Source organism: Candidatus Bathyarchaeota archaeon, assembly GCA_026014685.1.
GTDB lineage: Archaea > Thermoproteota > Bathyarchaeia > Bathyarchaeales > Bathycorpusculaceae > Bathycorpusculum.
This window is the reverse complement of sequence record JAOZHW010000007.1, coordinates 61361-75986: the sequence shown is the minus strand read 5'-3', so window position 1 is coordinate 75986 and position 14626 is coordinate 61361. Positions and strand designations below refer to the sequence as shown.

The window sequence follows — 14626 nt, the reverse complement described above, 5'->3', positions numbered from 1 at the left end:
GTCCACCAATGGCTGAGCCAATCGTTTCAGTAAAAGACGTTAAATTTAGCTATCCCGCAGGCGTTAGTGCACTCAAAGGCGTTTCCGTCGATATCCATCAAGGGGAACGTGTGGCGCTGCTGGGACCGAATGGCTCAGGCAAATCTACGCTTATCCTTTTGATTGCGGGACTGCTTTTGCCCAGCAAGGGCGAGATAACAGTCTTTGGCGAAAAAACAACCTCAAAAGACTTCCAAAAACTACGTTCAAGGATAGGCATAGTTTTTCAAGACCCCGACGATCAACTCTTCACACCCAGCGTTATCGAAGACGTCGAGTACGGACCGAAAAACCTCAAACTCCCCGAAGAAGACATCAAAGCACGAAGTGCACATGTACTCGAAAAAATGGGCATAACGCATCTGAGAAATCGCCCACCACATCGGTTGAGTTTTGGAGAAAAAAAGAAGGTTTCGCTTGCAACGGCGCTGGTGCTTAAGCCTGAACTGCTGATTTTGGATGAGCCAACCGCGAACCTTGACCTTGTTTCCCGACGAGGACTAATTGAAACTATAAATGAGTTGAGCAAGGCAGGCACAACCATCATCGTCTCAACCCATGATGCCGAAGCCATCCCTGAACTCGCCGACCGAATCGTCGTCATAAGCCACGGCGAAAAACTCTGCGAAGGCAAAACCAGCGAAGTGTTAGAGGACAAGGCGATGCTTGAAGCTTCAGGGCTGGAGCCGCCCACCATAGTGGACTTGTTTGGGGAACTCAAAACTCAAGGACTAATCAATGATGTACCAATTACCTTGTCGGATGGGAAAGAGGCGCTTATAAAGCTGCTAAAAACACAAAAGAATACTCCCACATAACCCATTTGAACTTAACAGCGGTTTCTGTCTGCCTCAAAGCTTTAAACTCCGATGCTCAATATTTTAGTGGTGAAACTCGTGCCTCTTTTCCAATGCAAAGTCTGCGGCAGAAAAATCGAAGCCGACTACGAAACCTGCGACTGCACACATGCGCACCAATGCCACGAAAAGAAGAATCCACAATGCTGTGGACAACAAATGATCGAAATAATGGACGATTAGACAACGGTATTTGGGTCGCCTTTCATCACGGGTTTGCCGTCGCGGTAGCTGCAACCGATGCCGTACTTTTTGGCACATTCCAAACACAAATGGGGATCACACAACGTAGTGCTGAGATATTTCTCTCCGCCGTCGGGCGCAACACATACAATCAAACCTGACTTGAGCGTCTGGGCTTTCTGGAGGGCAACGCTGAAAATTGCGCCTGAACTTGGACCCACAAAAATGCTCTCCTGCAACGCCAACAACCGCGCGGTTTCGTCTGCAACTTTGGGGTTGACGTAATGGATTTCGTCTACGAGGGCGGGGTTCCAGATTTTTGGGATATGCTGCGTTTTTAGGTCTTTTAACCCTTGAATGGCTGTGCCTACTTCGGGTTGCACACCAATCACCTGCACATCAGCGTTGTATTCTTTTAGACGCTTAGACAAACCCATCAACGTGCCAGTCGTTCCGATCCCAGCCACTACATGGGTTACTTTGCCATCCGTGTCACGCCAAATCTCAGGCGCAGTCGTTTCATAGTGAGCTAAAACGTTGGCTTCATTAGCGAACTGGTTGGGCATAAAATACTTGTCAGGGTTTTTGGCGGCGATTTCTTTAGCTAAGTCTTCTGCGCCATCCATCCCCTTTGCGCCATCGCTCAGCAGAACTTTAGCACCCAGCGAAATCAACATCTGGCGACGCTCCATACTCATGGTTTCAGGCATAACGATGAGTGCGTCGTAGCCTTTTGCACGGCAGACCAAAGCGATGCCGATGCCTGTGTTGCCGCTGGTCGGTTCAATCACCACTTTACTATGGGTTAATTGCCCAGATTTTTCGGCTTGCTCAATCATGTATTTGGCGACGCGATCTTTTATGCTGCCGCCAGGGTTGTTTTTTTCAAGTTTAACGTAGATTTCAAGGTCTGGGTTGGGGTTTAGGCGTTGGATGCGTACAAGTGGCGTGTTGCCGATTAAGTCGAGGATGTTTTTGCCGTTCACTGCTGTCACCTTGAAGCTGATAGCTAAGCATGTCTGAGCTTATAAAATAATGTTGCTACCTCAATGGACGAGTTAATCAGGCTACTCACAACCTGCAATTCACAAAATAAAGCAGATTCACAGTTTACTTCACTTAGCAGTAACCATTTTAGTCTTCAAGTTTTTTCTGCATTCCCGGAATAGGCGAGTATTCTTTGATTTTTTCCGCCATATCCCTTAACTGCTTATCCACCAGATAGTTGACTGTGCCTTCTTCGTAGGTGCCATCGGCCCGCCGCTGCCCCGCCTTTGTACCTGTTAAGACTTCGATGCCTTCGTCAATCGACTTCACCGAGTAGATACTGAATAGCCCCGCCTTAACCGCGTCAATCACCTCCTCCTTTAGCATCAGGTTCTGCACGTTACTCTCAGGAATCATCACACCCTGCTCACCTGTCAACCCTCTGGCTTTGCAGACCTCAAAGAAACCCTCGATTTTTTCGTTGACGCCACCGATGGCTTGCACTTCACCCTTCTGGTTCACCGACCCTGTTACGGCAAGATATTGCTTGATGGGTAAGCCGCTGAGGGCCGAGAGGATGGCGTAGAGTTCGGTGCTGGATGCGCTATCACCTTCGACGCCTGAGTAGTTCTGCTCAAAAACCAACCTTGCGGAGAGGCTCAGCGGTTTGTCACGAGCGTATTTCTCATTTAAGTAACCGCTTAAGATCAGGACGCCTTTGGTGTGAATTGGACCGCCCATTTTTGCTTCCCGCTCAATGTCAATAACGCCCTCGCGTCCTAAACCGATGCTGGCGGTAACACGAGACGGCGAACCAAACGCGAAATCGCCCAAGCCCATGACGGATAAACCGTTGACTTGCCCCACTTTTTGTTCGGCGGTGTCGATGAGGAAGAAGCCGCGGGTGATCATTTCTTGGATTTTTTCTTGGATAAGTTTGGAGCGGCAAATTTTTTCTTCAATGGCTTTCTTAACGTGCATAGCGGTGATGTATTGGGCGCTGTCTTGCTCCGCGTAAAAGTTGGATTCCCGGATAATGTCAGCTATCTGCGAGAACTGGGTGGAGAGCTTGTACTGGTCCTCGACTAATCGTGAACTGTATTCGACGAGTTTGGCTAAGGCGCCGCTGTCAAGATGCCGCAGTTGCTCGCGTTCACATAAGCCGCAGACGAATTCAGCGTACTGCTGAACCTTTTCTTTAGAGCGAGGCATCGTAGTGTCAAATTCTGCTTTTATTTTGAAGAGTTCACGGAAGTCTGGATCGAGGCTGAACAGTGCTTGGTAGATGTTGGGGTCACCGATTAAGATGACTTTGGCTGTTAGAGGTATAGGCTGAGGTTTGATGGTTTTTATGCTCAGAAAACCATAGCGTTCCTCTGGTTCCTCGATAAACATTTTCCCGTCTTTGAGGTCTCGCTTCAAGCCATCATAGGACAACGGATTGCGCAGGAGGTCTTCGACGGGGATTATGAGGTATCCGCCGTTGGCTTTGTGGATGCTGCCGCCACGTATCATAGTGAAGTCAGTGGTTAAGGCGCCGAATTGAGCTTCTTTCTCGGTTTTGCCCAGCAGGTTGGGATATGTGGGGTTCGTTTCCATGATCACCGGCGCGCCTTTGGTTTCCGAGTTATCTATGACGACGTTTACTTGATATTTTTTGTAGATGTCTTCGCCTCGCATCCAAGGCAACTGCAAAAACGACTGCTGCTGATTGTCTGAGCTACCTCTGCGCGCGAACTGCTGCAGATTCTCCAAGATATCATTTTCAACCGCCTTAAGATACGCCGTCACTTCAGTGTTGCCCGAGTATTTTTCCATAAGACTCTGCGTTTGACTGCCAATGGCGTAAAGCGCGATTTCTTTGTTGAGTTTTCGGAGTTCATCATGGATTTGGCGTTCCATGTCTACGAGTTGCCGCATGGTTACGCGGAATTGGGTCTCCAGCTTTTCGCGTTTCTCTGCAAACTTCTGCTTCATGTTCGGGGGTAATGCAAGCATTTCTTCTTCGCTTAAGGGTTTACCATCTAAAACTGGGATAAGCAAAATGCCCAAAGGAGTCGTTTGGATTACAAAGCCTTCACTTTGGGCTTTGAGGTTTAATTCATCGATCAACTTTTTCCGTTGGCTTTCTATTTCGCGAATTCTTGCGTCTCGCCTTGCCACGTAGTCTTCGCTGTCAAACGCTTTAGGCAATGCGTTTTTTACGTTTTCGATGTAGTTTTTCATGTCTTCGCGAAATTCTTTACCCCTGCCAGAAGGCAACTGGATGGCTCTAGGCTCATATTGGTTGGCAAAGTTGTAGACGTAGCACCAGTCAGACGGCACAGGCATGGTTTTAGCTTGGGCTTCCACGAAGCTTTTCACCGCGGTTTTCCGTCCTGTCCCCGAATATCCTGCAACGTACATGTTGAAACCGTGGTTTTTGATCCCTAACCCGAATTTTAGGGCGCGGACTGCTCGGTCTTGTCCGATGATTTCGGTAAGCGGGGTTAATTCTTTGGTGGATGTACAGTGAATTAAACTCGTATCACAGATTCTTCGTAACTTCTCAACAGGTAACTTAGCCAAAACAGAATCCTCCACAACTGGTTAATAGGGAATTGGCTTTGTGCATTTAACTTTTTTGCGCTTTAGGCAGTCTTGCTTTTTCTATAGTTGTTGTGCCCTAATAGCATTGTCCGCAGCTGAGTCTGCCACAATCATACACCGACGTCGAAGTGTAATTTGATTAAAAGTTCTCAAAAAAAATGGTGAAAGATGGTTAAGCTAAAGTAACTGTGGCGTTTTCTACTTTGACTTTGTTTCCTGTTTTGATTTTGCTGACGTCGATTTTGTCTACGAAGGGGATTTCGCTGATGATTGCGCCGACTGCGACGATGGTTTCGGTTTCCTTGTTGATCATGGCTGCGGGTGCGACGCCGTTCTTTTTGAGCCTGTAGAGTGTGTAGCTACCCACAGTGCTACCTTTGCCCTGCGGGAACACCAACACTTTGCCTTTGATGCTCTGCCCTTGGAGTTCGTGGCCCTTCTCGATGACTTCGCCAGTGTTGGGGTCAACGCCGCCATAGAAGCTAATCGGCATCGATGTGACGAGAGCTTCGCCTTCGGCTTTGCCTTTGTAGATGATTCTGCCTTTTAGTTGTTCCATTTTCCACTCACCGCCGCTTCAACACATTCTTCAATACTGCCCATCTTGGTTTTCATAAGGTTCTGCCTTGAATAGAAGCAGCCCTTCGCCGACGTAGTCGCCAGCGACTTGAATCTTCCTTTGAGGGGGGCGACTGCCATGCAGGTGTCGCATGCGAATTTGCCTCCCGCTGCCTCGATGGTTGCCGTGTAGCCGCGTTTATCTGCGAGTTGTTTGGCTGTTCTTGAAGTCGCTACCCAAAGTTCGGTGCCTTCCGCCACTTTTTTGCCCTCCAGCAAGGTTGCGATTTCAGAGATTTCTTTGATGGAGCAGTGGGGGCAGCCGAGGCAGACGAGTTCTATGTCGTTTACGTCGTCGTTTATGGCGTCGTATGCGATTTTGAGGTCACTTTGGTCTACTGTTACTGTGGTGGGGGGTTGTTTTTGGAGTTCTGCTCCGGGGGTTATGCCTTTGATGTAGAACAACGGCTTCACGCCGTAAGTTACCACGGATGCGCAGAAACTTTTGAGTTCATCAAGCTCTGCCGCTTTGATGCCTGTGATGTAGGGGATTTTGTTTTCCGCCTTCTTGCCGATGGCGTAGCCCAGTGCGCCCCAGTCGGAGAGCTTAGACAGTTCAGCGTTTACTTGGACGTGGACGTCGGGAACGCGGTTTTCGTCGAGGTGCAAGCCGTAGTTTGGGGTTTTGCCCACAAAAGCCGCCGCCAAAGCTGAGGGTCCGCCTTCACGGTTGGTGCGTGCACCCAAGACGGAGTTGGCGAATGTTACTGCGCTGCTTTCTGACCACGCCACGTGTTCGCCGTAGAGTGGGAGGTTGCCGATAAGGTAAGGTGTACAAGTGCAACTGACAATGATTCCCATGCGTTGGAATGCGTCTATAACTAGGTTTTGTTTTTCAGCGAATTCGGGGCTTATGCCGAGTTGCTGCCACTTCTCTAGGTCCATGCCTGCGGGGTTTAGGGTGGTTTGCACCTTCACTTTGCCGTCAGCGGCGAGTGTGTTGAGGAATTCTAGGCCTGCGTCGCCGAGGTTGTGGTAGCTGACGCCTGCCACTTGGACGCTGCCGACGCCGATGAGGTTTTTGGCTCCGAAGATTTCGCCGAGGGCGACGAGGATTTCCATGCTTTTGCGGACGGCGTAGCCTTCTTTTCCGTCCAGCATGGCTTGTTCTTGACTAGTTAGCTCCATACAGATCACAGGTACTTGTTTAAATCCACTTTTATGTAATCAACCTTGCTGAAACCTTTGCCAGTCGAGACCAACGGGGCCGTGGCGTCTAAGCCTGCTTTTGCGGTTGTGGCTTTCTTGCCCTCGGAGAGGTCGCCTGAGGGATCCAGAGATGAGCCAGGTTGGTTGCTGAGGATGATGCTGTTTTTGTCGGCTTGGAAGCGTGTAGCGATTGCCCACTCCACGTCGTGGGGGTCGTAGATGTTTATGTCTTCGTCCACTACGACGCAGTGCTTGAGTGAGCCGTGGCCTTTGAAGGCGGCTGCTATCGCGTTCTTGCCGTCCTCAGGGTTCTGTTTTTTGATTTGGACAACTGCGTGGAGCCAGCTGCATCCGCCGGGGGTGATGTAGACGTCTTTGCATTGGCAGACTTTGCTGACTTCTTTGTAGATGGTGGGTTCTTTTGGCATGCCCATTAGGAATTTGTGTTCGTTGCGTCCTGCCAAAATCGTCTGGTAGATGGGGTTCTTGCGGTGGGTGATGCATTTGATTTCGATGACTGGTTGCTGGCGGGTGCGGTCCACGATGCCTGTTAAGTCCAAGAAAGGTCCTTCAGAGGCTTTCTCTTTGGTGATTTTGCCCTCAAAGACAAATTCGCAGTCCGCAGGCACTTCAAGGTTAACGGTTTTGCATTTGACCAAATCAGTTTTCTCCAAAGCGTTAGCCATCGCCAATTCGTCCACGCCCATCGGGAGTGTGGTGGCAGCAGCAAGCAGAACCGCAGTAGAGTTACCCAAGCAGATGGCGATTTCAAGTTCGCCGCCTGCATTCTTGAGCGCGGTATCGGTGCCTCTGTTTTCGACGATGCGGGCGACGAAGTGGTTTTTGTCTTTGAGCATCAGGCGGTGGAAGCACATGTTGCGGGCGCCTGTTTGGGGGTCTTTGATTATGGAGACGGCTGAGGCGATGTATTTTCCGCCGTCCATTTCAGTGTAATGCATGATGGGCAGCTTGGTTAAGTCCACGTCTGCACCGGTATGGACGACTTCTTGGCACGCCGCTTTCTCAACCATTGTGGGTGCGACTGGCTGCTCAATCGCCGACAGCAATTTGGGTAGAAGCTGAGTTTTTTTGATGCCCATACTGCGGCAAATCAGCTCTTTGCTTGAAACTAATCCGGCTACGACGGGGATGCTGGATTCTTTGACGTTTTCAAACATGATGGGTTTTTCGCAGTTTGCCGCGATGATGCCTGCCATCTCGTACTCAACCGAGACGGGCTTGGTGATTTTGGTTAATTCGCCACTTTTTTTAAGTTCCTTTATGAAGCCTCTTAAGGTCAAATCGGTTCGCCTCGATTGGAAAAGTAGCAAAGTCTGCGTTTATATGTTTTGGCAAACCGCGATTATCTGCTGTCGAATTCAACAAGACGTTTTGTCTATATGACTATGTTTGGCGCGCATCAGAAATTTAATTCCTATTTTTTCTGTTCGTCATATAAGCTGTTATAGCTACAGTCAATACGATGGCAACTATGCATACGTACCAATAATGGAACAGTGATGATGGAAGCAATTCTTTTATTAATAAAACTGTTCATTCACTTTTTTTGGCGAAGTTGAAGTAAAAATTGAGGCTGTTTAATAATCAATCAATTTTAGTTTATCAACTTTGAATTAATTTAAATTAAACCAAAGTTTAAATGGTGTGAGCGCTATCTATAATTTGCAAGGGGAATAAGAATGGGTAAACAAAAGCTATTCCTATCCTCAATTATTGTTTTCTTGATGTTTTCTAGCATTTACTTGTACACGACTCCTAAAGCACAAGCAACAGAAATTAGTGCAACACAAAAAGGTCTCTCCATCTTAGTTGATGTGTTGGGTCTTAATCTTGAAAAGTATAGAATTACTTCAACAGAGAGACAGGATTCGTTTTTAGGTGTTATTCCTGAAGAAAAAGTTCAATACACTTTTAATTCTAGTACAAGCAACCTGAAGTTTCTCTGTACATTTACAAATGATCAATTAGTAATCCTTCATGTTCTCGAAAAAGAGGGGATACCAATAATGACCAAATCTATCGATAATCTGCTTGAGGCGACTAAAGATTTCCTTACAACCTACCAGCAATACTCAGGCAATACTTTATATGGTGAACTAAGGTCAATGCTAGAGAAAGTCGATACGCTCAAGAACTCGACAATAACTTCAGGGTCAACAAAGCTCGAAGTCACTGATTCAGAGACCATTAAAGGCTTCACTTGGTCATACACCTATAACGGCATTAACGCTTCATCAAAATGCGTAATTATAAGTTATGAAAATGGCTTCCTAAAATATTTCATTGACACTTGGAATTTGTATAACATAGGCAGTACAGACATAAACCTGTCTGAAGAGGAAGCTGTAGAAATAGCTTATGAGAATGCTGAAAAGTATTCATGGGAAGTAAACATTGATAATACAACAAAGATTGAAATCAACAATTTTAATCTTACAGACGTTGCAGTTAAGCAGTTGATTTTTTGCAATTCACACAATGCTGATAATCCGCGTACCACAGATACCCTGATGCTTTTCCCAATGTGGCGTATTGGAATAAATTTAGACAAGTTTTATCCTGGAAACGTTTATGGAATTTACGTCGATATCTGGGCAGATACTAAACAGGTTAGGGATATTGAAGAAGTATTTACTACATTAGACCCAGAGTTCTTTTCTACGCTAGGTGCGCCACATGAAGTCGCATCAATCGAAGAAAGCGCAATCGAAGAATCACAGTCCAGTTCCCCGTTGTCAACTGCTGCATTTCTTTTGTTTCCGATAATGTTTCTTTTTGGTGTGGCGGGTATACTTCTGTTTTTGCGCACCAAAGAGCTTTACTTCTTATCAAATAAGCGTTCGTATAAAATCTTTGCGCTGTTCATTTGTTTTTTAATGTTCTTTTTTATTGTCGCAAGTTCAGTCTCACCAACTGATGCTTCCATGTATAAGGGGCGTGCTACAACATGGGGTTCTTTAGCTCCCTACAAAACGTCAGGAGAGCTTGAACACCAAGATTTAATTTGCGGCATTATTAAGGGCAGGTTTGACGCTAATGGTTATACATCACTCGACCTTCAAGGTCCCTCAAGCAACAAAAATTACTTTCTTAATAGAATCGCTTTTGATGAAGATCTGAGTTATCGACATGCGACTGTCTGGTTTGACCATGGCATAGGCGAGGGATTGAATTTCCCAGATCATCCAAATGAATGGCATTTTATGCTTTGTGACAGTAATAACGATAAAATATACGATTACGAAATATCTGAAAAGACTCAGGGCAGAACTAAATTTGCGCTAATTAACACATGTCTGTCAGCAAAAATAGACTTAAACTGGCTATCTCATTGGCCAGCAGATCCAGATGGTGATGGTCTATTAGGCAACGGATATTACGGGAATGACCCACGTAATGCGAAGCCTATTGGAATGCCCTATGCTTTTACACATGTTGCTAACTTAGATACAACTGGCTATGAAACTCCAGATACCTCTAGCTCTTTTTGTTATATCGGTTTTTCTGCAGGATCCGCCTCACTTGTACAAGCTATAGATCCTGCCATTCCTAGCATTAAGTATTACGATTGGATTTGGGAATTCTTTAATTCTTCATTAAACTTTGATCTGACGATAAAAGACGCTCTGGATGATGCATCACAATCATGTTATCCAAATATAGCTGGCTTTGGGGGCACTAAGCTACACACAGGTTTTACATCTGTTTGGGCAGGGAGTCCCATATATTATGGTGATCACGATAAAATGGCGGTCTATGGTAATACCTCATCAAATTGCACCAGCCAACACTAACTCTCTCTGCTAGTGGGGGATTAACGCCTATGTTCACAATACAGCGCCAATCGGGCGGTCCAACCGAATCATATGCTACAGGTAATCATTATATGATTCCTGATTTCTACACAATCAACGTTCAAAACATAGACGGGTATACCTTTCAAGGGTTTACTTATAATGGTGTCCCTATGGGTCGTCCAGCAAACATTCAAGTCGCTTTAGATGGACAATTAGTTGCGAATTATGCACCTGTATCCACTCCTACTCCTACCCCCCAACCGACACTGACTTCATATGTTTCCAGCGTCACAGGTTATAGTGAAGCCACTAACCCCAACAACTTGATTGGTTCAGCACCTGATGGTCAATACGCTGGAATTGTAGGTATGGCCCCTCCCTATTGGCCCCCTTATGGTTCTTCTGGGTGGATAGCTGGAGCGTTGAATCAACCCGCTACTGGGCACATCTATTTGTATGCTTATGGTCAGATGAGTGGTCCTTTAAGAGTGTATACATCAACGGATGGTTCCAACTGGGTTCTCCGCGCTTCAATTGGGGTAGGTTCGACACCGCAGTGGATTGACTGCGGAAATGTCGCAAACCAATTCAGTTACATAAAACTTTCAACTGACCCAGTAGGCCTGTATGGGGTCTCTATAGACTGCGTAGGGGTGCAATAACAGATGTTAACAAAGAAACTTGTGCCTATTCTTCTACTTCTTCCACTATCTAATCTAATTTTGTTATGTCAAGCTGAGACTGATCAGGGATTAAGACTATTTGCAGATTATAAAACAGAAATCCTAAGCCCCGCCTCCGGTTCCTTTTACACGGATCTGATGCCACTGAATTTTACCGTAGAATGGAGAAAAAACGTAACTACAACTTGGCTAATATGGATGGCTCCAAGTTACAGTTATAGCATTGATAACGGCTCACGGCAACACATTCTACGTTCAGGAATCGATCCATACATCAATTTTAAGAACAGTACAACAGAGATGGTAGCAGTCAATGATATTGTTGATGTCTCTGGGTTGAAAGATGGAGCGCATGAGCTTACGTTATATGCTGAGGTAACGGTTGCTTGGGGGCAGGTGTCTCCATATAATTGCACCTTAGGTTCCGTCAATTTCCAAGTAGGCAATCCATCGCCACCTTGGACAAAAATCGTTGAGACAAACGCTCTGTCCATAATTGTGGGCTTGACAATTGCATTAGCGGTGGCATCTGTTGCTATTTACCTGAAAAGAAAACATCGCAAAAGCCACAAAGAAATTGAAAGGGCTTTTCGCCCCTTTGTTTAGTAGGTTACTACGCCGATTTTAGTTGCGATAAACTCGTAGCCTGCGGTTTTGAATGCAGATGCAACTTTGCCCTGCAAATCTTTGCCCGGAGTCAACGCCACCATGCAGCCGCCGCCTCCGCCGCCCGTCAATTTTGCGCCAAAAGCGCCCTGCTTGCGTGCCATGTCAACGAGCAAATCCAACTCTTTGCTCGACACGCCGATTTCTTGGAGGATGCGGTGGTTTTCGTTCATTAGGTCGCCGACTTTTTTGAGGTCGCCTGCTTCGATTGCCTTTCTACCTGCAACCGCCAAGGACTCTGCTTGCTTGAAGAGGGGGTCGTATTTGGCGGGGTTGGCTTTTTTGCGTTCAGCTACGCCTTCCACCATGGCTTTGGTGTTTGCGACTTTACCTGTGCTGCCGATGACGATTTCGACGGGACGTTTAAGGTGAATTTTCTCCACAAGGTCTTGCCCGCCTGATGGGTTCTTCTTAAACCACATGACGCCGCCATAGGTGGCTGCGGTGTTGTCTATGCCGCTTGGGTTGCCTGCGTAGGCTTTTTCTCCTTCGTAGGCGACTGAGTTGATTTTTTCGTTAGATAAATTAAGGTTGAGTTCTTCGCTGATGGCGCGTGCGATGGCGACGCTGCTTGCCGCCGAGGCGCCTAGTCCGCTGAAGCCGGGCAGTGTGCCGCCTATCCAGATGTCAAAGGTCATCTTGGGATCTAAATCCATGGCTTTGAGCATGCGCTCTATGGATTCGATTTGCTGGAGCCGTTTTTCTTCGCTGTAACCTTTGGCGGTTTTGCGTTCATCTCTGATTATCATTGTTGGGGATTTTTTGACTTCTGCATCTGTTGAGGAGTCGATTGCTGACACGACTCCGGGGATGCCGTGGACGACGAAGTGTTCGCCGAACAGGATGACTTTTCCGTAACCTGAACCTTTACCCATATGTTACACCTTGACTGGATGCTAGTGTGGTGTTGGGATAAAAATGTTCGTTTACAAAAGTTGCTAGGCGCCACATTTTTTGTAGAGGCGGCGGGGTGGGCAAATGTTTTTTACAAGACAAAGCTAAACATACAGTAACGATTCTTTTGAGGAGACAAATTTGTCAAGCTCCAAAAAGCTAATTGCCCTAGCAACTATTTTTTGTGCACTGTTAATTTTCTCTTTAGTTCCTGCAGTTTTCTCTCAAACTCCCCAGTTACTGGACCCCAAGACTATACCCAAATTCGTCAACCAACTAACAGGTCCGCCGCCAGTTTACACCCCAACCAACATCACAGATAACAATGGCAACCTCATCAGACAAGAATACACCGTAAAAGTCGCCGAATTCACCCAACAGATGTTGCCCGCCACGAAAGCAGATGGGTCACCGACGGGGTTTGCAGCCACAAAAGTCTGGGGTTACCAAGCAGAAGCCCACAACCCCCTCACAGGCGAAGCTCTGGGGAACTTTGCCAGCACTCCTGGCTGTACTTTTGAAGCCATCCAAGGTGTCCCCGTTCAAGTGAAATGGGTAAACAACCTCTTAGACTCAAACGGGCAGCCCTTAAAGTACTTGGTTCCTGTAGATACCTCGATTCACTGGGCAAACCCAAACGGCGACGCCATGGACATGACAGGCGGCAACATGCAAACCCAAATTCCGCCGACAATCGTCACCCACCTGCACGGAGGCGAAGTCCCATCAACCTCGGATGGGCACCCCGACGCTTGGTGGACCGCCGACGGCAAACACGGCTCCGCCTACAACACTGCTGCCTCAACCGAAGCAAACTCAGCGGTCTACGTATACCCTAACGGGCAGCCGCCAGCCACGTTGTGGTACCATGATCACGCTTTGGGTTTAACCCGCCTAAACGTGCTCTCAGGTTTAGCAGGCTTCTATCTGCTGAGGAACACAGTTGACTCCGTCGAGAAGTTTTTGCCGTCAGGTGAATTTGAAGTTCCTTTAGCCATTCAGGACCGTAGCTTCTACCCTGACGGTTCTCTCTACTACCCAACTGTCGGCAACACCCCTGCTGTGCATCCGCAGTGGCAGCCCTCTTTTCTGGGAAACACCATAATCGTCAACGGCTTAGCGTGGCCCAACATGGACGTAAAACAAGGACTCTATCGGCTACGCATCTTAGATGGCTCGAACTCTCGCTTCTACGACCTTAGCTTCTCAAACGGCATGAGCTTCACCCAAATTGGCTCAGACGGGGGATACCTAAAAGCACCCGTTGAATCAACCTCAAAACTCATCGCGCTAGGGGAACGCATAGACATACTCGTTGACTTCTCCAACGTAGCGGTGGGGGAGAAAATTGTGCTAAGAAACACCGCTGAAGAAGGCAACCAAAACGCGCAGACCACGGGTCAAATCATGCAGTTCACAGTGGTGGGTGAGCAGGGTTTCAAGGGGCAAGATTTGCCCAGCGAGTTGAACCCAACTCTTAGCGGAGAATTCCCCACTTTAGCCTCATCGGGCAAACAGCGCATCTTAACGTTGACCGATGTTGCTGGAGCAAGCGGCACACAGATGATGCTGCTTGACGGGCAAGAATGGTCTGCGCCAATTACGGAAACCCCAACTGTGGGCAGCACCGAGGACTGGGTCATAGTCAACCCGCTTATGGAGGCGCATCCTATTCATCTGCATCTGGTGCAGTTCCAAATCGTGAGCCGACAAACCTTCAACATCGGCAGCTACCTAGCTGAATGGAGTCGCCTCAACGGTGAAACACCATTCAACCACACCACAATCAACGTCCAATCACTGGATCCCTACTTGACTGGCACCAAAAAAGCTGCAGCTCCAAGCGAGCAAGGCTGGAAAGACACCGTGATTGTGAATACAGGGGAGGTTGTTACGATTAGGATTAGGTGGACGCAGTTGGATGGCAGTCCATACGCTTTTGATGCGACAGCGGGTCCAGGGTATGTTTGGCACTGTCACATGTTAGAGCACGAAGACAACGAAATGATGAGGCCATATGTACTTGTTGCAGCTGGTATTAATTGGGTATTTATGGTTGTGGCAGCTGCTGCAGTATCGTCTGGGGCTGTTTTGGCGGCTTTGGTGTTTTTAAGGCGACGGCGAAACCGCGGGGCAATTTGAC

The 14626-nt window shown here is 47.4% G+C and carries 12 protein-coding genes; 6 read left to right on the top strand and 6 right to left on the bottom strand.

Annotated features, from left to right (window positions below; translation table 11 throughout):
* The first annotated feature begins 8 nt into the window (after nucleotides 1-8).
* Both NWE96_04675 and NWE96_04670 read left to right on the top strand, forming a co-directional pair.
* A complete protein-coding gene (locus NWE96_04675; protein ID MCW3983272.1) occupies nucleotides 9-857 on the top strand; it encodes an energy-coupling factor ABC transporter ATP-binding protein in 849 nt (282 codons plus the stop codon).
* 78 nt (nucleotides 858-935) lie between these two features.
* Nucleotides 936-1079, top strand: coding sequence for a hypothetical protein (locus tag NWE96_04670; GenBank protein MCW3983271.1), 144 nt, complete (start codon nucleotides 936-938; stop codon nucleotides 1077-1079).
* Here the strand turns inward: NWE96_04670 and NWE96_04665 are convergent.
* From NWE96_04665 to NWE96_04645, 5 genes are all read right to left on the bottom strand, one after another.
* Nucleotides 1076-2065 carry a PLP-dependent cysteine synthase family protein gene (locus NWE96_04665; protein MCW3983270.1) on the bottom strand — a complete coding sequence of 330 codons (990 nt, stop codon included), beginning with the start codon at nucleotides 2063-2065 and terminating at the stop codon, nucleotides 1076-1078. The two genes, NWE96_04670 and NWE96_04665, sit on opposite strands and share 4 nt — an antisense overlap.
* Before the next feature lie 148 nt (nucleotides 2066-2213).
* Entirely contained in the window at nucleotides 2214-4634 is a 2421-nt protein-coding gene (locus NWE96_04660; GenBank protein ID MCW3983269.1) for an AAA family ATPase, read from the bottom strand.
* Between the two features lie 193 nt (nucleotides 4635-4827).
* Complete coding sequence (locus tag NWE96_04655) at nucleotides 4828-5214, bottom strand: DUF126 domain-containing protein (protein MCW3983268.1); 387 nt, start codon at nucleotides 5212-5214, stop codon at nucleotides 4828-4830.
* The gene (locus NWE96_04650; GenBank protein MCW3983267.1) at nucleotides 5202-6401 is read right to left on the bottom strand and encodes an aconitase X catalytic domain-containing protein; all 1200 of its coding nucleotides are present in this window, start codon (nucleotides 6399-6401) and stop codon (nucleotides 5202-5204) included. The genes NWE96_04655 and NWE96_04650 overlap by 13 nt, the downstream gene beginning before the upstream one ends.
* Nucleotides 6402-6406: 5 nt before the next feature.
* On the bottom strand, nucleotides 6407-7723 hold the full coding sequence (locus tag NWE96_04645) for a UbiD family decarboxylase (GenBank protein MCW3983266.1): 1317 nt from the start codon (nucleotides 7721-7723) through the stop codon (nucleotides 6407-6409).
* A gap of 399 nt (nucleotides 7724-8122) precedes the next feature.
* Here NWE96_04645 and NWE96_04640 point away from each other — a divergent pair, with 399 nt between their 5' ends.
* Genes NWE96_04640 through NWE96_04630 form a run of 3 tightly spaced genes read left to right on the top strand, consistent with a single transcriptional unit; the run spans nucleotide 8123 to nucleotide 11529 of the window.
* Nucleotides 8123-10237, top strand: coding sequence for a hypothetical protein (locus tag NWE96_04640; protein MCW3983265.1), 2115 nt, complete (start codon nucleotides 8123-8125; stop codon nucleotides 10235-10237).
* 29 nt (nucleotides 10238-10266) lie between these two features.
* On the top strand, nucleotides 10267-10902 hold the full coding sequence (locus tag NWE96_04635) for a hypothetical protein (GenBank protein MCW3983264.1): 636 nt from the start codon (nucleotides 10267-10269) through the stop codon (nucleotides 10900-10902).
* Between the two features lie 3 nt (nucleotides 10903-10905).
* A complete protein-coding gene (locus tag NWE96_04630) occupies nucleotides 10906-11529 on the top strand; it encodes a hypothetical protein (protein ID MCW3983263.1) in 624 nt (207 codons plus the stop codon).
* On the opposite strand, the gene mvk is transcribed toward NWE96_04630, so the two are convergent.
* Complete coding sequence (mvk, locus tag NWE96_04625) at nucleotides 11526-12464, bottom strand: mevalonate kinase (GenBank protein ID MCW3983262.1); 939 nt, start codon at nucleotides 12462-12464, stop codon at nucleotides 11526-11528. The genes NWE96_04630 and mvk overlap by 4 nt on opposite strands.
* 160 nt (nucleotides 12465-12624) lie before the next feature.
* On the opposite strand from mvk, the gene NWE96_04620 reads away from it, so the two are divergent.
* On the top strand, nucleotides 12625-14625 hold the full coding sequence (locus NWE96_04620) for a multicopper oxidase (GenBank protein MCW3983261.1): 2001 nt from the start codon (nucleotides 12625-12627) through the stop codon (nucleotides 14623-14625).
* The last annotated feature ends 1 nt before the right edge of the window (nucleotide 14626 follow it).

Coding starts and splice junctions, on each gene's coding strand:
- NWE96_04635 (MCW3983264.1), top strand. CDS start 10,267: ATGTTCACAATACAGCGCCAATCGGGCGGTCCAACCGAATCATATGCT.
- NWE96_04650 (MCW3983267.1), bottom strand. CDS start 6,401: ATGGAGCTAACTAGTCAAGAACAAGCCATGCTGGACGGAAAAGAAGGC.
- mvk (MCW3983262.1), bottom strand. CDS start 12,464: ATGGGTAAAGGTTCAGGTTACGGAAAAGTCATCCTGTTCGGCGAACAC.
- NWE96_04630 (MCW3983263.1), top strand. CDS start 10,906: ATGTTAACAAAGAAACTTGTGCCTATTCTTCTACTTCTTCCACTATCT.
- NWE96_04675 (MCW3983272.1), top strand. CDS start 9: ATGGCTGAGCCAATCGTTTCAGTAAAAGACGTTAAATTTAGCTATCCC.
- NWE96_04640 (MCW3983265.1), top strand. CDS start 8,123: ATGGGTAAACAAAAGCTATTCCTATCCTCAATTATTGTTTTCTTGATG.
- NWE96_04655 (MCW3983268.1), bottom strand. CDS start 5,214: ATGGAACAACTAAAAGGCAGAATCATCTACAAAGGCAAAGCCGAAGGC.